This window comes from Anaerozeibacter quisquiliarum (genome assembly GCF_051162045.1).
Classification (GTDB): Bacteria; Bacillota; Clostridia; order Christensenellales; family Aristaeellaceae; genus Anaerozeibacter; species Anaerozeibacter quisquiliarum.
In genome coordinates this window covers 1-18,756 of record NZ_JBISDI010000024.1, presented here as the reverse complement: position 1 = coordinate 18,756, position 18,756 = coordinate 1, and the positions used below count along the sequence as shown (strand labels likewise).

20 protein-coding genes are annotated in these 18,756 nt (G+C 63.7%); 8 read left to right on the top strand and 12 right to left on the bottom strand.

Annotation, left to right across the window (positions count from 1 at the left end; all coding sequences use genetic code 11):
- Positions 1-177: 177 nt before the first annotated feature.
- Genes yidD through rpmH form a run of 3 tightly spaced genes read right to left on the bottom strand, consistent with a single transcriptional unit; the run spans position 178 to position 913 of the window.
- The gene (yidD, locus tag ACH6CV_RS11495) at positions 178-375 is read right to left on the bottom strand and encodes a membrane protein insertion efficiency factor YidD (protein WP_456358378.1); all 198 of its coding nucleotides are present in this window, start codon (positions 373-375) and stop codon (positions 178-180) included.
- A gap of 8 nt (positions 376-383) precedes the next feature.
- Positions 384-773, bottom strand: a complete 390-nt coding sequence (gene rnpA / locus ACH6CV_RS11490; RefSeq protein ID WP_456358339.1) for a ribonuclease P protein component — start codon at positions 771-773, stop codon at positions 384-386.
- A 5-nt stretch (positions 774-778) separates the two neighbouring features.
- Entirely contained in the window at positions 779-913 is a 135-nt protein-coding gene (gene rpmH, locus ACH6CV_RS11485; RefSeq protein ID WP_456358338.1) for a 50S ribosomal protein L34, read from the bottom strand.
- 345 nt (positions 914-1,258) lie between these two features.
- On the opposite strand from rpmH, the gene ACH6CV_RS11480 reads away from it, so the two are divergent.
- The 3 genes from ACH6CV_RS11480 (at position 1,259) to ACH6CV_RS11470 (ending at position 4,551) form a co-directional block, all read left to right on the top strand.
- Positions 1,259-2,524, top strand: a complete 1,266-nt coding sequence (locus tag ACH6CV_RS11480; RefSeq protein WP_456358377.1) for an L-rhamnose isomerase — start codon at positions 1,259-1,261, stop codon at positions 2,522-2,524.
- Entirely contained in the window at positions 2,521-3,129 is a 609-nt protein-coding gene (locus ACH6CV_RS11475; RefSeq protein ID WP_456358337.1) for an HAD family hydrolase, read from the top strand. The genes ACH6CV_RS11480 and ACH6CV_RS11475 overlap by 4 nt, the downstream gene beginning before the upstream one ends.
- A 93-nt stretch (positions 3,130-3,222) precedes the next feature.
- Complete coding sequence (locus tag ACH6CV_RS11470; protein ID WP_456358336.1) at positions 3,223-4,551, top strand: replication-associated recombination protein A; 1,329 nt, start codon at positions 3,223-3,225, stop codon at positions 4,549-4,551.
- Here the strand turns inward: ACH6CV_RS11470 and ACH6CV_RS11465 are convergent.
- Complete coding sequence (locus ACH6CV_RS11465; RefSeq protein ID WP_456358335.1) at positions 4,502-5,317, bottom strand: hypothetical protein; 816 nt, start codon at positions 5,315-5,317, stop codon at positions 4,502-4,504. The genes ACH6CV_RS11470 and ACH6CV_RS11465 overlap by 50 nt on opposite strands.
- Before the next feature lie 77 nt (positions 5,318-5,394).
- On the opposite strand from ACH6CV_RS11465, the gene ACH6CV_RS11460 reads away from it, so the two are divergent.
- The 3 genes from ACH6CV_RS11460 (at position 5,395) to ACH6CV_RS11450 (ending at position 8,226) form a co-directional block, all read left to right on the top strand.
- Positions 5,395-6,546, top strand: coding sequence for a ribonuclease H-like domain-containing protein (locus ACH6CV_RS11460; RefSeq protein WP_456358334.1), 1,152 nt, complete (start codon positions 5,395-5,397; stop codon positions 6,544-6,546).
- An 8-nt stretch (positions 6,547-6,554) separates the two neighbouring features.
- The gene (locus ACH6CV_RS11455) at positions 6,555-7,292 is read left to right on the top strand and encodes a tetratricopeptide repeat protein (RefSeq protein WP_456358333.1); all 738 of its coding nucleotides are present in this window, start codon (positions 6,555-6,557) and stop codon (positions 7,290-7,292) included.
- A gap of 247 nt (positions 7,293-7,539) precedes the next feature.
- Positions 7,540-8,226, top strand: coding sequence for a single-stranded DNA-binding protein (locus tag ACH6CV_RS11450; RefSeq protein WP_456358332.1), 687 nt, complete (start codon positions 7,540-7,542; stop codon positions 8,224-8,226).
- Here ACH6CV_RS11450 and ACH6CV_RS11445 read toward each other — a convergent pair.
- The 3 genes from ACH6CV_RS11445 to ACH6CV_RS11435 all read right to left on the bottom strand — a co-directional run bounded on the left by ACH6CV_RS11445 (position 8,216) and on the right by ACH6CV_RS11435 (position 10,702).
- The gene (locus tag ACH6CV_RS11445) at positions 8,216-8,827 is read right to left on the bottom strand and encodes a hypothetical protein (protein ID WP_456358331.1); all 612 of its coding nucleotides are present in this window, start codon (positions 8,825-8,827) and stop codon (positions 8,216-8,218) included. The two genes, ACH6CV_RS11450 and ACH6CV_RS11445, sit on opposite strands and share 11 nt — an antisense overlap.
- Before the next feature lie 109 nt (positions 8,828-8,936).
- Positions 8,937-9,569 (bottom strand): hypothetical protein, encoded by a 633-nt coding sequence (locus ACH6CV_RS11440; RefSeq protein ID WP_456358330.1) that lies wholly within the window; start codon positions 9,567-9,569, stop codon positions 8,937-8,939.
- Between the two features lie 143 nt (positions 9,570-9,712).
- On the bottom strand, positions 9,713-10,702 hold the full coding sequence (locus ACH6CV_RS11435) for an NYN domain-containing protein (protein ID WP_456358329.1): 990 nt from the start codon (positions 10,700-10,702) through the stop codon (positions 9,713-9,715).
- 194 nt (positions 10,703-10,896) lie between these two features.
- Between ACH6CV_RS11435 and ACH6CV_RS11430 the strand changes: the two genes are divergently transcribed.
- Positions 10,897-12,279 (top strand): NCS2 family permease, encoded by a 1,383-nt coding sequence (locus ACH6CV_RS11430; RefSeq protein ID WP_456358328.1) that lies wholly within the window; start codon positions 10,897-10,899, stop codon positions 12,277-12,279.
- A gap of 50 nt (positions 12,280-12,329) precedes the next feature.
- Here the strand turns inward: ACH6CV_RS11430 and ade are convergent, their stop codons facing one another.
- Positions 12,330-14,063 (bottom strand): adenine deaminase, encoded by a 1,734-nt coding sequence (gene ade, locus ACH6CV_RS11425; RefSeq protein ID WP_456358327.1) that lies wholly within the window; start codon positions 14,061-14,063, stop codon positions 12,330-12,332.
- Positions 14,064-14,208: 145 nt separating this feature from the next.
- Between ade and ACH6CV_RS11420 the strand changes: the two genes are divergently transcribed.
- The gene (locus tag ACH6CV_RS11420) at positions 14,209-14,892 is read left to right on the top strand and encodes a tRNA threonylcarbamoyladenosine dehydratase (RefSeq protein ID WP_456358376.1); all 684 of its coding nucleotides are present in this window, start codon (positions 14,209-14,211) and stop codon (positions 14,890-14,892) included.
- 2 nt (positions 14,893-14,894) lie between these two features.
- Here ACH6CV_RS11420 and ACH6CV_RS11415 read toward each other — a convergent pair whose 3' ends face one another.
- The 4 genes from ACH6CV_RS11415 to ACH6CV_RS11400 are packed head-to-tail and all read right to left on the bottom strand — an operon-like array spanning position 14,895 to position 18,750.
- Positions 14,895-16,073, bottom strand: a complete 1,179-nt coding sequence (locus tag ACH6CV_RS11415; RefSeq protein ID WP_456358326.1) for an ADP-dependent glucokinase/phosphofructokinase — start codon at positions 16,071-16,073, stop codon at positions 14,895-14,897.
- A gap of 13 nt (positions 16,074-16,086) precedes the next feature.
- Complete coding sequence (locus tag ACH6CV_RS11410; RefSeq protein WP_456358325.1) at positions 16,087-16,947, bottom strand: ketose-bisphosphate aldolase; 861 nt, start codon at positions 16,945-16,947, stop codon at positions 16,087-16,089.
- A 35-nt stretch (positions 16,948-16,982) separates the two neighbouring features.
- Positions 16,983-17,858, bottom strand: coding sequence for a carbohydrate ABC transporter permease (locus tag ACH6CV_RS11405; RefSeq protein WP_456358324.1), 876 nt, complete (start codon positions 17,856-17,858; stop codon positions 16,983-16,985).
- Complete coding sequence (locus tag ACH6CV_RS11400) at positions 17,830-18,750, bottom strand: carbohydrate ABC transporter permease (RefSeq protein ID WP_456358375.1); 921 nt, start codon at positions 18,748-18,750, stop codon at positions 17,830-17,832. The genes ACH6CV_RS11405 and ACH6CV_RS11400 overlap by 29 nt, the downstream gene beginning before the upstream one ends.
- Positions 18,751-18,756 lie beyond the last annotated feature (6 nt).

Below are 18,756 nucleotides of genomic sequence, written 5' to 3'. Positions count from 1 at the left end.
TTCCGGGAGGTTTGGAGGGCCGAGGCCTTCCAGATTCAATCATGGGTGTCGGCTCCGCCGGCGTCCATGAATTCCGACAAAGGGCGCGCCCGCCCTCACTCAATTCGCAACGGTCGTCCCGGCCCATCCGGGCCGGCCGTTCGCGTGAGCGGCCGCAACCGGCCGCGCGTGACCCGCCTAGGGCACCGGGTCATACCCGCCTTTGCTGAACGGGTTGCAGCGCAGGATGCGCCAAAAGGCCATCCATCCCCCCTTGAACGCGCCATAGCGCTCGATGGCCTCGAGCGCGTACTCGGAACAGGTGGGAAAAAAACGGCAGGCCGGAGGCAGCCCCGGGCTGATCGACCGGCGGTAGAAGCGGATGGCGGCCAGCATGCAGCGCTTCACGGCGCCATATCCCGGTCGATCAGTTCCGCGCGCCCCAGCAGCGCGTACATTTCGCGCTTGAGCGCTTCGTGCGCGGTCTGCGCCGCCGCGACGCGCGCGGTGAACACATACCGGCCCGGCTTCAAGCGAGGCCGGAGCATGCGGAAATCCTCGCGCATCAGGCGGCGGATCCGATTGCGCACCACCGCGCCGCCGATCTTCGACGACACCGAGAAACCCACCCGAATCGAACGATCCTTCAAATACACAAGTACCATCGACCGCCCCGGAAAAGACTTTCCACGGCGGTAGACGATCTTGTAGTACTTGTTGCGCCCCAGACTGAACTGCCTGCCCAGCCGAAAGGGATGAAGCGGGCGCGCAGCGCCGCGGGTCTGTCCGTCCAAGCCGATCAGGCCGACAGCACCCTGCGGCCGCGCGCGCGGCGCGCCTTCAGCACACGCCGGCCGCCCTTGGTCATCATGCGGGCGCGGAAACCGTGCACCTTGCTCCTCTGGCGCTTCTTGGGCTGGTAGGTACGAAACATGGTCGATCATCCTTTCCATCATTTAAAGGTTATCTTGAATCGCCGCGGCGCCTGTTTGACCGCGGCAAGCCAATCCGGAATGACATGGCAAACCTTTGCCGATCATATCGACAACTCATACAGTATATAGTATGCGCCTGACGCTGTCAAGCGGATTTTTACGCGCTTGCGCTTTACGCAATTTTAATGCGCTTGCGCGTCCCACGTCGCCCCGGGGAAATTCGTAAGCGGCCGCCCTGGCCCATTGGTTGTTGACGGCCTCCGGGCCCCATTCTGCCATACTTGCCTTGAAAACGATGCGCCGGTCGGGTATAATTGTACGCGGGATAAGGTTGAAAAGGAGTGCTGACTGTGGCGGATCTGATCGAACGCGGGTACGCGTATGCGGCGGAGGTCTATGCGGAAAAAGGCGTGGATGTGGCGCGGGCGATGGCGCGATGTGCCGATGTCGCGATTTCCATGCACTGCTGGCAGGGCGACGACATCATGGGTTGCGAGAGCGCGGGCGCGGGCGCGTCGGGCGGCATTCAGACCACCGGCAACTACCCCGGCCGCGCGCGGGACGCAAAGGAACTGCGCGCCGACCTCGACGTGGCGCTTGCGATGATCCCCGGCCGCAAGAAGCTCAACCTGCACGGCAGCTACGCCGAGCTCGAGGGCAGGATGCGCGACCGCGACGCCTATACCGCCGAGGATTTCAAACACTGGATCGAGTGGGCGCGCGAAAAGGGGCTGGGGCTCGACATCAACCCCACGTATTTTTCGCATCCGTACGCGGCGGACGGCTTTACGCTTTCGCATCCCGACCGCCGGGTGCGCGACTTTTGGATCGAGCATGGCCGGCGCTGCCGCGAGATCGCCGAGGCGTTCGCCCGCGCACTCGGCCAGCCGTCGGTGGTCAACGTGTGGGTGCCCGACGGCTACAAGGACGTGCCCGCCGACACCACCGCGCCGCGCGCGCGCATAATCGACTCGCTCGACAAGATCTACCAGGGCAAGGCGGACACCTCGCTCGTGCTGGACGCGGTCGAGTCCAAGCTGTTCGGCATCGGCGTCGAGAGCTACACCGTGGGCTCGCACGAGTTGCTGATGGGCTACGCGCTGTCGCGCGGCAAGCTGTACACGCTGGACTCGGGCCACTACCATCCGACCGAGCAGATCGCCGACAAGATCTCCTCGCTGATGCTGTACCTCGACAGGCTGCACCTGCACGTCACGCGCGGCGTGCGCTGGGACAGCGACCACGTGGTCACGCTCAGCGACGACTTGCAGACCATCATGAACGAGATCGTATTCGGCGGCTACATCGAGCGCGTGCTGATCGGGCTCGACTACTTCGACGCCTCGATCAACCGCGTCGCCGCCTGGGTGATCGGCATGCGCAACGCGCAGAAGGCGCTGCTGCGCGCGCTGCTCACGCCCCACGAGGCGGCCGTCGAGGCCGAGCGTACGGGCGACTTCACCGCGCGGCTGGTCTCGCAGGAGGAGGCCAAGACGCTGCCGTTCGCGCCGGTGTGGGACATGTACTGCCGCATGCAAAACGTGCCGGTGGGGGACGAGTGGCTTACGCAAGTGCGCAAATACGAGCGAGAGGTCATGCTGAAGCGATGATTGAAAACTTGGTCCTTGACATGGGCAATGTGCTGCTCGATTGGAACCCGCGCGCATTCGCCGCGATGGCGGCCCCCGAGCCAGGCGACGCGCCCGCGCTGTACGACGCGCTGTTCGGCTCGCCCGAATGGCCGCTCAGCGACGAGGGGCGGATCAGCGACGCGGAGATCCTGCGCCTGGCGCGCTCGCGCGTACCCGATCGGCTGAAGGCGGCGGTCAGGCGGATGCATGACGAGTGGCCCGACTGGATCGAGGAGCTGCCGGGCGCGGCGGATTTTCTGAAGGAAGCCTCGGCGGCCGGGCTCAAGCTGTACCTGCTGTCCAATGCCGGCGCGCGCTTTCCGGACTGCCTCAGCCGCTTTGCGTTCTATGCGCGGTTCAGCGGTGCGGTGGTATCGGCGCACGAGCGGTTGCTCAAGCCCGACAAGCGCATCTACGAGGTGCTGCTTACGCGCTACGGCCTGTCGCCCGAGCGCTGCCTGTTCGTGGACGATATGGCGGTCAACGTCGAGGGCGCCCGCGCGGCCGGGATCGAGGGCGCGGTGTTCGACGGCGATTACGGGCGGCTTAAGCGGGCATTGCGCGCGTTGGGCGCGCCGTTATAGAGGCCCCATTCCCCTCCCGGGAGGGGAATGGGCAGGGGCGCCCTGCGAAGAGAGAATATGGGGAACGGGAAACGAAAGGAATACGCGATAGCCATGGAGGATCTGTTTACTCAATCGATCCGCAAGCTCAAACCCTTGGCCGACCGGATGCGGCCGAAGACGCTGGACGATTTTCTGGGGCAGCAGAAAATCGTGGGCGAGGGCACGCTGCTTCGGCGCGCGATCCTGGCCGACCGGCTGACCAGCTCGATCTTCTGGGGCCCGCCGGGCACCGGCAAGACCACGCTGGCCGCGATCGTCGCCGAGACCACGCGCTGCGCCTTCGTCAAGCTCAACGCGGTCACCAGCGGGGTGGGCGACGTGCGCGAGGTGATCCGCGATGCCGAGGCGCGGCTGAAGCTGCACGGCCAGAGCACCTTTTTGCTGCTCGACGAGTGCCACCGCTGGAGCAAGGCGCAGTCCGACTCGATCCTGCCCGCGATCGAGCAGGGCGTGATCCGCTTCATCGGCTCCACCACCGAGAACCCGTCGGTGGCCATGACGCCCGCGATCGTCAGCCGATGCCGGCTGTTCCATTTTGACAAGCTAACGCAGGCCGAGGTCGAGCGCGCGATGCTGCGCGCCATCGCCGATAAAGAGGACGGCTACGGCCTGCAGGAGGTCGCGATCGACGAGGCGGCGTTGCATCACATCGCGCACGTGGCAAACGGCGACGTGCGCGCGGCGCTGAACGCGCTCGAGCTCGCGGTACTCACCACGCCGATGGACCGAAACGGCGCGACCGCCATTACGCTCGAGGTGGCCGAGCAGTCGATCCAGCAGCCGGCCTTGCAGATGGACGAGTCGATGTTCTACGACATGCTGAGCGCCTTTTGCAAGTCGCTTCGCGGCTCCGACAGCGACGCGGCGCTGGCCTGGTTCGCGCGGCTGATCCGCTCGGGCGTCGACCCGCGCATCGTGGTGCGCCGGATCATCGCGCACGCCAGCGAGGACGTGGGGCTGGCCAATCCGATGGCCATGCTGCAGGCGGTGGCGGCGGCGCAGGCGCTGGAGTTCATCGGCATGCCCGAGGCCAAGCTGCCGATCGCCCAGGCGATCATCGCGGTCAGCGAGAGCCCCAAGTCGAACGCGGTGGTATCGGCGGTCGAGCGCGCGCAGGGCGACGCCGCGCGCGGCGGCTACCAGCCGGTGCCGGTGCACCTGCGCGACGCGCATTATCCGGGCGCGGACGAGGTCAAGCCCGGGCAGGAGTACAAATACGCGCACGACTATCCGGGGCACTACGTGGCGCAGCAATACGCCCCGCTGGAGTCTACGGGCATGCCTTACTACGTGCCGGGCGAACTGGGTTATGAAGCTGAGATTCACCGGATCAGGCGTGAAAAGGGGATGGAGGCTCTATCTCCTTGCGATCGATCTTGACCGGCGGGATCGACTCGGGGCGTGTGGTCGCCGCGCGCCACAAAAGCGCGCCCAGCGCCATCAGCAGCGCGATCACCAGCATCGTAATGGTGCGCCGGATCAGCATCGACCGCTCGCGCAGGAAGCGGCGGCGGGTGTATGCGTCGCCCTCGGGCGCGCGCGCCCCGTCCTCGAACAGCGGCATGTCGATCTTGGCCGCGGGGACGCTGGGCGCGCGCCGCGCCATCAGCCGCGCCATGTCGAAGTCGTTCAGCACGCGGTCGCGCCCGCGTCCGCAGCGGCGGCACGCGCGCCGACGGTAGGGGTTGGCCCTGCCGCACACGCACACCCACAGCTTAAGCGTCTGGTACGGGAAGACGACGGCGTCGCTCCCGGCGGCCGCGAGCAGCCGATTCAGCTCGCGCCCGTCGGGGCTGGGCAGGTCGGGCACCTCCGCCAGCCGCGTCGGGTTGTACATCCACACCGGGCCGTTTCCCTCCAGGATCACGCGCGTGAACGTAACGTTCAGCCGGGTCGCGCCCGGCAGTTCGTCGGTGGACACCATCGCGGAGAACGCGCTGCGGGGCGGCACGGACAGCCCCTCCATCGAAAAGGGCGTCTCGGCGCGCCGGCCCGCGCCGTCCTCGAATACGGCCACCGCGTCCAGCCGCTCGACGACCTGCTGCGACAGGTTGTTGAGTTTCAAATACGCGCGCAGATTGCCGCGGTCGTCGCGGGTGAATTCATGGCCCAGGTATTCGACCGGGCAGTGCAGATCGATCAGCAAGTGGAAACCTCCGCAGATGTGTTGATACGGCCTGCGCGATTATACCACAATTTTCCGGCAAAAGAAAGGAAGGCCGCATGTCGCTTCTCAGGGCAAAGCTGTCGGCGATGAACGCCGGGGGCGTTCGTCCGCCGCAACAGCCGCGCGGACAATTCAGCGTGCGCGTAGAGAAAGCGCCCGCGCCGGTCCTCGCGCGGCCGGACGCGCGGGTGCTGCGGCGGTTGGGGGCCGACTTCGACTGGCCGGGCGCCGAGCGGCTGCTGTTCCTCGACACCGAGACCACCGGCCTTAAGGGCGGCGCGGGCACGCTGGCGTTCCTCGTGGGGCTGGGCTATATAGAAGGCGACCGGTTCGTCACCGAGCAGTACCTGATGGGCGACTACCCCGACGAGGCCGAGCTGCTGCAAACACTGGGCGGGCGCATGGGTGCGTTCGGCGCGCTGGTCACCTTCAACGGGCGCGCGTTCGACCTGCCGCTGCTCGCCGCCCGCCGCACCATGATGCGGCTGCCGCCCTTTCCGGACCTGCCGCACCTCGACCTGCTGGCCCCTTCGAGGCGGCTGTGGAAGAAGCGGCTGGGCTCGGTCAGGCTGTCGATGCTCGAAGAAAAGGTGCTCAGGCGCGCTCGGACGGACGACCTACCCGGAAAAGAAGCGCCCCGGCGGTTTTTTGATTATCTGAAGAGCGGAGATCGGTCGCTGCTCGAACCGGTCGTTCGGCACAACCGGCTCGACGTATGCTCGATGGCGGAGTTGCTGAATGAGCTGGTCCGGGCCTACGCCGCGCCCGACGCGTGGGCGCGTGGGCTTTCGCCCGATCCGACGCCACCCGAGGACCTGTTGAGCCTCGGGCGCGCGCTCGAGCGCGGGGGCGAGCGCGGCGAGGCGATTGCCTGCTACCGGCTGGCGAGTCTGCCCCGCCCGGTCACCTCGGTGGCGGCGCTCAAGGGGCGGCGGGCCGAGGGCGAGGCGCTGTTCGCGCTGGGTCTGCTCTACAAGCGCATGGGCGACTGCGCGCGCGCAAATGCGGCGTTCGAGGCGTTGGCGCAGCGGGGGCAACTGGGCGCGCGGCCGCTGGTCGAGCTGGCCAAGCAGGCCGAGCACCGCATGCGCGACCCGGGTGCGGCGCTTTTGTGGACCGACCGGGCGCTGGCTTTGTCGTCAGACGCGCGCGAACGGACGGCGCTCGAAAAGCGGCGCGCGCGATTGGTAAGGAAGGGGACAGATTGATGGGATTTATGGCGACATGGAATGGCCGCAAGGCCTATCGAATGCACATTCAGGGCAACCGGCTTGACGACAAGAAGCAGTACGAACAGGCGGAGCGCATGCACGAACAGGCGCTTGCGCTGTACCGCCGGGCGATGGACGACGGGTTTCGCAAGCCGAACGCGCTGATGGCCTACAGCGTGCTGCTGATGCGCAAGGGCAGGTTTGAAGAGGCGCGCGAGGTGATGCTGGCGACCGAGAAGCAACCCGGCCTCAGCCGCGACGACCACCGCAAGCTTCAGCTCAACTTCGCCATCTGCCAGTGGCGGCGCGGGCAGCTGGAGGGCGCGATCGAGCTGATGAAGCGGGCCCATGAGGGCGGAAAACAGGCGCTGATCTACGGCTCGCTCGGCTACATGCTGATCGAAAAGGCCATACAGACCGGCGATTTTTCAGAGGCCGTCGCGTTCAACGAGGAGGCCTACGAATACGACGAGGACGACGCGGTGGTGCTCGACAACCTGGGGCAGCTCGCGCTGGCGCAGGGCGAGCGCGATCGGGCGCGCGGCTTTTTCGAGCGCGCGATTGCGCAAAAGCCCACCCAGGTGGACACGCTGTATTACCTGGCGAAGCTGAGCCATGAGGACGGCGATCCGGAGGCTGCCAAAGGGTATCTCGCGCGGGCGCTCGGGGGCCGCTACAGCGCGCTGTGCACCACCACGCGCGAACAGGCGGCGGCGCTGTTGGAGCGCGTCAAGGGCGGTTGACGCGACGGATTTTGGATAACGAAAAGCAAACAAAGACAGGTCGAGCGGCAGTTGCTTCGACTTGTTTTTGTTATTGTTGCAATAACATAAATTCCGTGGTATAATTTAATGGAAAATTGGGAGCGGCGCGCATGGACGCGCCGACCGAGAAATTTTCGGGTCTTAAGGTATGACGGGGCGTGGGTACCGCATAGAATGTTATCATTCCGACCATTGTTTGCCCAAGCAAAATACGAGGAGTGATACGATGGACAATCCCAATAACAGAATGATGGCGGCGGGGCGGTTGGAGCAATCGCTCGAGATGAGCCATGAAGTGATGAGCGAGCCATTCTATTCGGGCATCCTGCTGGTTAAGCGACTGTCGGGCGCGGTGGACAGGCTGCCCATCACGGTGCCCGGCAAGCTCAAGGGGACCGGTCCCGCCTGGGATGAGGAAGCGCTGCTGCTGATGCAGGGCCAGGTGCGCTCCTACAATAAGGTGGTTGAGGGCGCGGGCCGGCTGATGGTGACGCTGTTCGTGCAACACGTGGGCGAGGGCGCGGACAACGACACGCTCAACCGCGTGGAGATATCGGGCGCGCTGTGCAAGCCGCCCATCTACCGGGCCACCCCGTTCGGGCGGGAGATATGCGATTTGATGCTGGCGGTCAACCGGGCGTTCGGCAAGTCGGACTACATCCCGTGCATCGCGTGGGGGCGCAACGCCCAGTACGCGGCACGGTTCAAGGTGGGCGACCGGCTGCGCATCACCGGTCGGCTGCAGTCGCGCGAATATCAAAAACTCATGGAAAGCGGCGAATACATGGTTCGCAACGCCTTCGAGGTGAGTTGCTTCACGCTCGAAGCCGAGCAGCCCGGCGAGCGGCGCGAGCCGCTTCCCGAGCGGGCAAGGGTCGTGGAACACGTATTCGAGCAGGTGCCTAACGCATGAGCGCCCCGATCTGCTTCTTGGATTTCGCGTCGAGCACCCCGCCGGACAGCGCACGCATGATGTAGTCGTCAATTGCGGGCGAGGGAGCGTCCCGCCGGATCAGCAGCAACGCGTTCAGAACGTCGAGCAGGATGGATTTGCGCATGGTCTCCTTGACGGCGGACAGGTCCAGTGAAATCAGGGCGTCGGTGATCTTGCCGGCCAGCGCCGGCGCGTGGGGTACGATCTGGCGGAGCGACTGGATTGACTGGCGCACGGTGATCGGCTTCTCGTCGCGCAGCACATCGAGGTACGCGTCGATGGCCTCCGCCATGCGGTTGTCCTTATCCCATTTCGCGTTCTCGGCCATCAGCATCAGGCCGATGCTGCGCTGATAGGAGTTGGCGCTCGCGAGCTTGTCGCGAAAGATATGGAAGTACGGATAGACGTCGTCCCGCGTCGTCGAGCGCTGCTTGAGCAGCAACAGCGCTCGATACCGGACGTCGTCGTCCTTCAGCGACAGCCACTCGACCAACCGGGCGATGTCCTGCTCGAGCAAGGCCTCCGCCGCCTCGGGCAGGGCATCTTTTTCAATCGATAGAATGCCTTCCATGGTTATCATCGATATACCGCCTCCCATTACGCCTGTATTATAACCAACCGCCGCCCGGCGGTCAAGGCCGCGCGGGATCGGGGCTGCGGCGCCGTTGCGGCGCCGCAGCCCCATTGCGTCAGGACAGCTTCGAGATCATCAGCGACAGGTTGACGGTGCCCGCCAGCGGGCCGGTCGCAAGGACCAGGTTCTGAGCCGGGTCGACGTTGCGCAGCGTGATTGCGGCCGGAATCGCGCCCACGTTGATGATCGCCTGGCCGTACACATGCTCCAGCGCGCCGTACGCGGCGTAGCGCGTGAGCGGCGCTTCCGTCCCGCTCACGAACACGGCCAGCGTGGCATTGGCGCTTTGCGCCAGCGCGTAGTAGGTGATGGCGTACCGGCCGGGCGCGCTTATCGTGATCTGGCCGGGTGCGGCGAACGAGAAGGGGGCCGGCAGCGGCGACGGCACCGGCGTTTGGTTGAAGGCGACCACGCCGCCGGGTATGACGGTCTGGGCGCCGATATTGCTGAAATAGGCCGAAACGATCACGCCGGCCGGACCTTGGGGCCCGGTGGGGCCCTGCGGGCCGCGCGGCCCGCGGCAACAGCACATGTTGCAGCAGCAGCGGCAATTGAACGACCAGCACGAACCGCAGCAGTCGTTCCGGCGCTGGCAGCCAAGGCGCCAATCGGCTGCATCCTCATGGTATTCGGCGCCCGTGGAATCCCAATGGTTCCAGGCGACGCCGGGATCATCATAATAGCGCATGGTGTTCCTCCGATCATGAGTGTGTGCGAGGGAATTGCCCCTCGTTGTATCGTATGCGCCCGGCCCTTGGATGGTAAGTGTGTGCGGTCAAAACGAATAAACCCCGGCCAATCGGCCGGGGCGGGATGTCAAGGGAGATCGAGCTAGCAGATTTTGAGCAGCATGGTGTGCGCGCCGTCCATCTCAACCACGAGCAGACCTTCCTTTTCGAGGCGCTTCATGATGTCGCTGAAGCGCTTGAAGCCGATTTGACGCTCCTCGAAGTCGGGGTAGGCGGCCTGGATCGCGCCCTTGAGGATCGAGGGGTTGATGCGCTCGAAACCATCCTGCTTGAACTGATCGAGCTGGTCGGTGAACGCCGGCAGCCAGTTGGTCTTGTTGAGCTGGGCCGTGGGCGCGTCGGTGCCGGTCAGCGTGATCTTGACCGAGGAGTCCTCGGTCCATACCTTGAGGTGAGGGGATACGGAGGCCAATTGATTCATCAGCTTGCCGAACGTGGTAAAGCCGTAGCTGCGCTCGTCGAAATCGGGGCGCAGGCGCATAATGATGTCCTTGAGCTCGCTCGCGTAGAGGGTGTCCTCATCCTGATCGGCCAGCACGGTCTCGACCAAGGTGACGAGCTCCTGCAAGTCGCTGGGCGCTTCGGGCTCCTTGCCCTTGACCGCGGGCTTCGGGGCCGGCTTCTTGATCGAGGAGGCCACCGATTCCAGGAAGATGAACTCGTTACAGGCCTTGATGAAGATGCCGCTGGCCACCTCGCTGCGCGAAATGCCCAGCACATGCTTGCCCATCGACTTGAGCTTGCCGACGAGCGGCGTGTAGTCGCTGTCGCCCGACACGATACAGAACGAGTCGATCAGCGGGTTGGTGTAGGCCACCTCGAGCGCGTCGATGACCAGCAGGATATCCAGGTTGTTTTTCTGCGCCTTGCCGTAGCGGATCGAGGGTACCACGGAGAACGTGTTCGACAGCAGGCATTCGCGCAACTCGGTATAACGATCGGTGTAGCCGTACACCTTGCCGAGCAGGATATCGCCCCGAATCTTGACTTTCTCGATGATGTTGTTAAGCATGGACTCCTTGGCGCCTGCGTTCTCCAAGTCCACGAACACCGCAAATTTCGACGTGCTCACATTGTCCCCCGATTCCGGTATTATTCTGACAGCGCATGGTTCGCTTCCTTAACAGTGTACGCCCTGGCGGCCAAAATGTCAAGGTCGCGTTTTTTTATAGGTCCTTGCACATTTTTTATAGGTTCTTGACATCTCGATCGTCGTCGCGTATGATACAGACGGTGACTGAACGCACGATTGAGGGAGGTAATCAAATGAGTTCCTTGGTCAACAAGCTGGATCAGTCGTTCGGGGTAACGAAGCGCGGTTCGACCGTAAAAACCGAACTTTTGGCCGGTCTTACCACATTTGCCACCATGGCCTACATTCTGCCGGTCAACGTCGGCATATTGGCGGCCTCGGGGTTGGACGGCGGCGCGGTGTTCATGGCGACGGCGCTCGGATCGGTCGTCGGCACGGTGCTGATGGCGCTCCTGGCCGGGCTCCCGTTTGCGCTGGCGCCCGGCATGGGGCTTAACGCGTTCTTTGCGTTCACCATCGTCATCGGCTTCGGCTACTCCCCGTCGTTCGCGCTGGCTGCGGTATTGACCGAAGGCGTTATCTTCATCCTGCTCAGCCTAACGGGCATACGCCAGAAGTTGTTCAACGCCATACCCCTCTCCGTGAAGAACGCAGTTTCCGCCGGTATCGGGCTATTCATCATGTTCATCGGGCTTCAGAACTGCGGCTTCATCATCGGCAATCCCGCCACCCTTGTCGCCATCAACCCGAACATCTATACACCGGCTGTCGCGCTCGCGCTGATCGGCATCATCATCACGATCATCCTCTACGTGAAGCGGGTGCGCGGCGCGCTGCTGCTGGGCATACTCCTCACCTGGCTGATCGGCGTCGGCGCGCAACTCATGGGCTTCTATCAGGTCAACCCGGAACTCAAGGCTTTTTCGCTCATCCCCTCCGGCATCTTCAGCATGCCGCCCAGCATGGCGCCGACTTTCGGGCTGGCGTTCCATGGCTTCGGCGAAGCGTTCCGGAGCGTCGGGGATTTCGGCCGCTTCATGATGTGCATGCTGACCTTCCTCTATGTCGACATCTTTGATACGCTCGGCACGCTGTCCGGCGTCGCCACCAAGGCGAAGCTGCTCGATCAGAACGGCGAACTGCCCGGCCTGAGCGGCGCGCTGCTGGCGGACGCGATCGGCACCGCGGCGGGCGCGATCATGGGTACTTCCACCGTAACCACCTTCGTCGAGTCCGCCGCGGGCGTGGAAGAGGGAGGCCGCACCGGCTTGACCGCCATGACGACCGGCATCCTGTTCCTGCTCTCCATCTTCCTCTATCCCATCGTCAGCGCCATTCCTTCCTTCGCGACCACCTGCGCGCTGGTCATGGTGGGCATCATGATGCTTGAGCCGCTGAAGGACGTGGACTTCGGCAGGGTCGATCACGCGATCCCCGCCGCATTCACCATGGGGCTGATGGTCATGGGCTATTCGATCAGCACGGGCCTGCAATGGGGCGTGCTGTCCTACGTGCTGGTCAGCGTCATCAACAAGAAGAGCCGCGAAGTGGGTCCCGTCATGTGGGTGCTGTGCGCGCTGTTCCTGATTAAGATGCTGATCATCGATCACCTCTAAATCGAGCCCAATCGGGCTGGCGACCGCAGCGGTCGCCAACCCGATTGGCTTTATACCTCCACCGGAACAAACGAGAAGGTCGTCACGTCGAACAGCCCCATGTCGGTGAGCTTGAGTTCGGGGATGACCGCGAGCGACATGAAGCACAGCGTCATCACGGGTTCTACGCCCCCGCTGATGCCCAGGCGGTCGTGCGCGGCGCTGTGAATCAGCTTAAGCTGCTCGCTCACCCATTCGCCGCCTTGGTCGCTCATGATGCCGCCGACCACCATGGGCATGGCGCTGACGACCTCCTGTTTGTCCGCGAGGCAGATGCCTCCGCCCTGCGCGATCAGCCGTTCCACCGCAAAAGCCATGTCGGCGTCGTCGGTCCCGACGACGATGATGTTGTGCGAGTCGTGCGCGATGGACAGCGCGACCGCCCCGGTCTTGATGCCGTATCCGCGCAGCAGCGCGCACGCGACGTTGCCCGTGCCCCTATGGCGCTCCACCACCGCGATCTTGACGATGTCCTGATCCGGTTGACGCACAAATTCCCCGTCTTCGTCCAGGCGAACCACGGCCTGTCCCTTGCCGGTCACCACGCCGCCGGGCAGGATGTCGATCACGCGAACCTGTTCGGATTTGAGCCGGAGTCTGAGTTTATCCCGCGTGAAATCTCGCACGTGGAACCGGCCCCGCACCAAGTCGATGGGGTTGCGCGTTACCTCTTTCAGGTATTGTCCATCCTTGGCCAATTCCTCGCCCTTGACCCATACCCGCTTCACGCCGAAGTCCGACAGGTTGTCGACCAGCACGAGATCCGCGCGAAGCCCGGGCGCGATGCCTCCCCGGTCGTGCAGGCGGAAGCACTGCGCCGCGTTCAGGCTGGCCATCCGAACGGCGGTCAGCGGGTCGATGCCTTCCTCTACCAAGATGCGCAGGTGATTGTCCAGGTGGCCGACGCTCAGCAGCGTCTTGGGCTGGCAATCGTCCGAGCACAGCAGGCAGCGCCCGCTGTTTGTCGGCGTGACGCCCCTGACCAAATCCCTGAGGTTATGGCAGGCCGAGCCCTGGCGCAGCATCACGTACATGCCGCGCGAAACGCGGTCGACCAATTCCTCGGGCGTCGTACACTCATGATCGGTCGAAATTCCAGCGGTCGCGTAGGCGTTCAGCGCGTTCCCCGCGAGGGAGGGGCTGTGCCCGTCGATCAGCTTGCCCGCGCGCCTTGCTTCCAGCAGCTTGTCCAGCACACCGTCGTCCGCATGAACGACGCCCGGATAGTTCATGAATTCGCCGAGGCCCAGGATCCGTTCGTCTTTCAGCGGTTCGCGCATCATCCCGGCGTCGATCACCGCGCCGGCGTTCTCAAACGGCGTGGCCGGGACGCAGGAGGGCAGCATGTATAGGATACTGAGCTTTGAGCAGCGCGCCGCTTCGAGCATATACCGCATCCCGTCCAAGCCGCACACGTTGACGATCTCGTGCGGGTCGGCGATGATCGTGGTTGTGCCGCGCGGGATCAGCAGCCTGCCGATCTCCTCGGGCGTAACGTAGGAGGACTCGATGTGGATGTGCGCGTCGATCAAACCCGGCAGCAGATATCCGCCCCGTGCGTCCACGATCTCTTTCCCGCTGTATTCGCCGACGCCCGCGATGTACCCCGCGCAAATCGCGACGTCCCGCCCTTCGATCACGCGGGTGTTATACACATCCGCCACCTTGCAGTTTTTGATGACGACGTCAGCCTCTTCCCGCCCCGCGGCGACGTCGATCAACCGTTTCAACGCGGATTTTTCCATGACGACGCTCCTTCCCCCCATCCCCCAGGCTCCTTACGCCTGTCGGTATTGTATCATCCGCGCCTTCCGGGCGTCAACAGCCAATGGGCGCGACGCGTATGGTGGAATGGCGGCGTGTATGGTAGAATAAGACCCGGAGGCGATGATTATGGAACAGTTTTCGCGCAACATCCGGCTGATCGGCGAGGAGGCGCAACGGCGCCTGTTTGCGGCGCGGGTAGCGGTGGTGGGCCTGGGCGGCGTGGGCTCCTATGTGGCCGAGGCGCTGTGCCGCGCGGGCGTCGGGCATCTGATGCTGGCGGACGGGGACGCGGTCGAGGAAAGCAACCTGAACCGCCAGTTGATCGCGACGCGGGACACGCTGGGCCTCGCCAAGGCCGAGGCGGCGCGCGCGCGCGTTCAGTCGATCAACCCGGCCTGCGATGTCGACGCGCGGCGCGTGTTCCTCGATTCCACGACGATATCGGATTTTGACTTCACCGGCTATGACTATGTGTGCGACGCGATCGACACGGTGGCCGCAAAGCTTCTGCTGATCGAGCGGGCGCAGGCGCAGGGCTGCCCGGTCATCAGCGCGATGGGCGCGGGCAACAAACTGGGCGTAAAGCCGTTCGAGGTGGCCGACATCGAGCGCACCTCGGTCTGCCCGCTGGCGCGCGTGATGCGCCGCGAGCTCAAGGCGCGCGGCCTGACGGTCAAGGCGGTCTATTCAAAGGAAGACGCCCGCAAGACCACGGACGGCGCGCGCGCCCCCGGCTCGATCTCCTTTGTGCCCGCGATGGCGGGTTTGACGATGGCCGGCGAGGTGATCCGGGCGATTATCGGCTGATCTTAAGAAAGCGCCATCAAAAAACCGCCGGCGAACGCATCGCCCAGGCCGATCGTGGTGACGCGCTTTTCCGATACGCGCTTCGCCGGCACGCAGGCCGCGTCCGGAAGCAGCGCGCACAGCCGCTTGACAAACTTTGCGCCCTGGGGATCGCCGGGCAGATCGCAGGTGTCTTGGTAGTTGTCGACCGTAAAATCGTCGCCGAAGCGCAAGCGGGTCGTCGCCAGCGCGACACCACCCGCAAGCGCGGGTTCGAGCGTTGCCGCGCCTTGGCCGAACGCCGCCGCCCAGTGCCGCGTGTGCACCACGACGGCGCGCGCACCGATCACGTCCAACACGTCGCGCAGCGCGTCCGCCACCGCCTTTTCATCGAGCAGATCGACGCCGCGACTCAGATAGCCCTGCAACTCATCCTCATTCATGCCGTGGAGGTCGATTCTGTCCTTGAGGCCGTCGCGGATCATCGTGCGCAGCCGGTCGTCGAAAAAGCCTCCGTCTTCATAATAGACCAGCGCGCCCGGCCGGAGGCTGCCCATGATGCGTTTGAGCACCGCGAGGCGCTGCTTTAGCGTCTCGGCGCTCTGCATCGCGTTGAAGCCGGAGATCAGGAACACCTTCGCGTCCGTTAAGAGTTTCGCAAGTTCCTCGTTCAGGCGCATCTCGACGTTTTCCGGATCGTTGTCGTAGATGATTCGGTTGGGCCGGATCGCGCGCACGTCCAACCGCCTCGTCCGGACGCGCGCGCCTTCGGTAAACTGCACGATCAGATGCGGGTATACATGCTCCCCCATGCTCGAACATACGTAGGGACAGCCCGGCGGCGTCAGTCGGCGGACGTGTTCGTTCATCGTCACCATATGCAGCGCCGCGCTGCGCCCCAATTTCTCAAGCGCGATGGCCGCGCGGATGGACGTGCCGCCCAGCGTGATCTTGTTGCTAAAGCGCCGTGCGAACCGCTCGATGACCTCCGGCGAAGCGACGAACCGTTCACCGCCCGCGCCGCTCTTCACAAACGAAAGGATGGATACGAGCATCGAACGCTCGTCCACCACCGGCACAGCCATATCCAGTTCTTCCTCGCGGACGTCATACGCGTCCGCGAGCGCCGACAGCACCTGCTCGTCCCATTCGATTTCGTAATCCACGTTGTTGCCCAGACCCAGGACCAGCGCCTCGCCCATTCGCTCACTTCCTTTAGTAATGTCGCGCCGCGCCTTCCGAGCCGAACAGGTCGATCTTTTCGTGTACGACCTTCTTCATCGCCGCGATGCAGGGCGGATAGATCGCGTTGGGCTCGCGCAGCGACTCGTCTGCGAGCACCTCACGGCACTTGCGGTAGAAGGCGGCCTTGATATCGCTCGAGATATTGATCTTGCTGATGCCCAGCTTGACGGCTTCGCGGATTTCCCAATCCGGATTGTCCGACCCGCCGTGCAGCACCAGCGGAATGTCGACCAGTTTGCGAATTTCTCCCAGCAGATCGAGCCTGAGCGCCGGCTTTTTCCCCTTCGGATACAGACCGTGGGCTGTGCCGATGGCGACCGCCAGCGCGTCGATGCCGGTCTGCCCGACGAAAGACGCTACGTCCGCGGGGTTGGTGTAGATGATGTCGTCGGTGCCGGCCTCGCCGCCGTTCCCGGTCGCGCCGATGGTGCCCAGTTCCGCCTCGACGGTGACGCCCGCCGCGTGCGCAGCCTCGACCACCTTGCGAGTCAAGCGGATGTTGTCCTCAAAGGACGCGGTGGACGAGTCGATCATGACCGATGTAAAGCCGCAGCGGATGGCGTTCACCGCCTGGTCGTAGCTTGCGCCGTGATCCAGGTGCAGACAAACCGGCAGCCGTGTGCGGTGCGCCTCGGCCAGCACCGAATGCGTGAAACTGTTCATCACAAACGACAACTCATCCGGGTGAATCGCGACGATCACCGGGCTGCCCTTTTCCTCGCAGCCTTCGATGACACCGCGCAGCAGCATGCTGGAACTGACGTTGAATGCGGGCACCGCGAAACCGTTTTTCTGGGCGGGCTCGAGTATGGTCCGGATATCGACGAGCATGTGTCTTCCTCCAATTGTATGATGAAATCTCTCTATTAACTCTTGACGGAGCCGGCGGTCATGCCGGCGATGAAATTGCGCTGGAAGAACAGGAACAGGATCAGGATGGGCAGACAGCCCAGGATACTCATGGCCATCATCTCATTCCATTCGTATGAGTGTTGGCCCATCAGCTGCTGGATGCCCACCGGCACCGTGCGCATCTTGGTGGTCTTGGTCAGCGTCAGCGCGAACAGGAACTCGTTCCAGCTGATTAGGAAGGTGTACAGCCCGGTGGAAACAATGCCCGGCCGCGAGATGGGCACCAGCACCTGCCATAGCGCCCGGAAGTTGCTCGCGCCGTCCACCATCACCGCCTCGTCCAACTCGCGCGGCAGCGTGTTGAAGTAGCCGGTCATCATCAGAATCGCATAGGGCAGCGTGAACACCATGTAGGTAAAGATCAGGGCAAAATACGTGTCGTAGAGCTTTAGCACCGTAATCAGGCCGAAGTAGGGAATCAGCAGCGTGATCGGCGGCAGCGATTGAGTCGCGATGATGAACAGGTTCAATTGCTTCTTGCCGCGAAAATTGTACCGGCTGAAACTGTAGGCCGCGAGAATCGAAAAGACCAACGTCAGGATGGTCACGCAACCCGCGACCAAGTAGCTGTTCAGAAAGAACCGCATCTTTTCAGGCGTCGCGAAGATGGTTCGATAGGCGCCAAAATTGAGGACGTCGGGCAGCAGCCTCGGCGGCAGCGAGAAGATCTCGCGATTGGACTTGATCGACGCGCATGCCATCCAGAGCACCGGGAACCCCGCGTACAGCATGCCGGCGGCGAGCCCGATGTAGAGCAGCGCCGTCCCAAGCCATTTCCTGTTGCTTCGCTCTGTTTTCACGCTAGTCCCTCGCTTTCTGGTACCGGACATAGACAAACGCGATCGCCAGGGAGAACACCAGAATGACCACGGCGCTCGCCGACGCCAGCGAGAACTTATAGGAGCTGAACGCCAGCTTGTAGGTGAAGGTGGAGACCATCTCCGTCGCATGGATCGGGCCGCCCCCGGTGGTCATCCAGATGAGCGGGAACACCTGCATCGTCCAGATGAAGTCCAGCATCGCGATCGAGCGGATGATGGGCATCAGCTGCGGGATCGTAATGTGCCAGAAGCGCCGGACGCCGCCCGCGCCGTCGATCATCGCCGCCTCGTACAAATCCGAGGGAATCCCCTGCAGCCCCGCCAGCAGACTCACCATATAGAACGGATAGCCCGCCCAGATGTTGACGAAGGTCACCGCGTTGAGCGCCGTGGCGGAGGAACCGAACCATTCCACATAGCCGTCGATCGCGCCCAGCATCCGCAATACGTGGTTGACGACGCCGCTCGGGTCCAGCAGCAACCGCCAGAGAATCGCCACGATGGTCGCCGTGAACATCCAGGGCATTACGTAGATGGCGCGCAAGATCGCCTTGGGCGCCTTGGGCAGCGACTTCGCGTTGAGCATCATCGCAAACAGCAATCCGATCGCCATGTGGAAGATGACGCTCATCGCGGTGAAGTAGAGCGTGTGCCCCGTCGCCTCCAGAAAGACCGCGTCCCGAAACACCGTAAGGTAGTTGGCGAGGCCCACGAACCGGGGATGCTTGTTGGTGATTACATTGTCCATCACGGAGTACTGCGCGACCATGACCATCGGCACGACCATGAGCAGCGCCATGATCAGCATCGTCGGGAACAGGTATACGTAGGGCGACGCGGAGCGTTTGAAGCGCGGACCGATGAGCCGCGCCTGCGCGGACGCGCCTCCTTGCTGAACCATAGACCC

Excerpts from the sequence above, each read along its gene's own strand:
- ACH6CV_RS11405 (WP_456358324.1), bottom strand. The coding sequence starts at position 17,858 with ATGTCCGGTACCAGAAAGCGAGGGACTAGCGTGAAAACAGAGCGAAGC.
- rpmH (WP_456358338.1), bottom strand. The coding sequence starts at position 913 with ATGTTTCGTACCTACCAGCCCAAGAAGCGCCAGAGGAGCAAGGTGCAC.
- ACH6CV_RS11445 (WP_456358331.1), bottom strand. The coding sequence starts at position 8,827 with ATGATAACCATGGAAGGCATTCTATCGATTGAAAAAGATGCCCTGCCC.
- ACH6CV_RS11400 (WP_456358375.1), bottom strand. The coding sequence starts at position 18,750 with ATGGTTCAGCAAGGAGGCGCGTCCGCGCAGGCGCGGCTCATCGGTCCG.
- ade (WP_456358327.1), bottom strand. The coding sequence starts at position 14,063 with ATGGAAAAATCCGCGTTGAAACGGTTGATCGACGTCGCCGCGGGGCGG.
- ACH6CV_RS11430 (WP_456358328.1), top strand. The coding sequence starts at position 10,897 with ATGAGTTCCTTGGTCAACAAGCTGGATCAGTCGTTCGGGGTAACGAAG.
- yidD (WP_456358378.1), bottom strand. The coding sequence starts at position 375 with ATGCTGGCCGCCATCCGCTTCTACCGCCGGTCGATCAGCCCGGGGCTG.
- ACH6CV_RS11440 (WP_456358330.1), bottom strand. The coding sequence starts at position 9,569 with ATGCGCTATTATGATGATCCCGGCGTCGCCTGGAACCATTGGGATTCC.
- ACH6CV_RS11470 (WP_456358336.1), top strand. The coding sequence starts at position 3,223 with ATGGAGGATCTGTTTACTCAATCGATCCGCAAGCTCAAACCCTTGGCC.
- ACH6CV_RS11415 (WP_456358326.1), bottom strand. The coding sequence starts at position 16,073 with ATGGGCGAGGCGCTGGTCCTGGGTCTGGGCAACAACGTGGATTACGAA.
- ACH6CV_RS11450 (WP_456358332.1), top strand. The coding sequence starts at position 7,540 with ATGGACAATCCCAATAACAGAATGATGGCGGCGGGGCGGTTGGAGCAA.
- ACH6CV_RS11460 (WP_456358334.1), top strand. The coding sequence starts at position 5,395 with ATGTCGCTTCTCAGGGCAAAGCTGTCGGCGATGAACGCCGGGGGCGTT.
- ACH6CV_RS11455 (WP_456358333.1), top strand. The coding sequence starts at position 6,555 with ATGGCGACATGGAATGGCCGCAAGGCCTATCGAATGCACATTCAGGGC.
- ACH6CV_RS11410 (WP_456358325.1), bottom strand. The coding sequence starts at position 16,947 with ATGCTCGTCGATATCCGGACCATACTCGAGCCCGCCCAGAAAAACGGT.
- ACH6CV_RS11475 (WP_456358337.1), top strand. The coding sequence starts at position 2,521 with ATGATTGAAAACTTGGTCCTTGACATGGGCAATGTGCTGCTCGATTGG.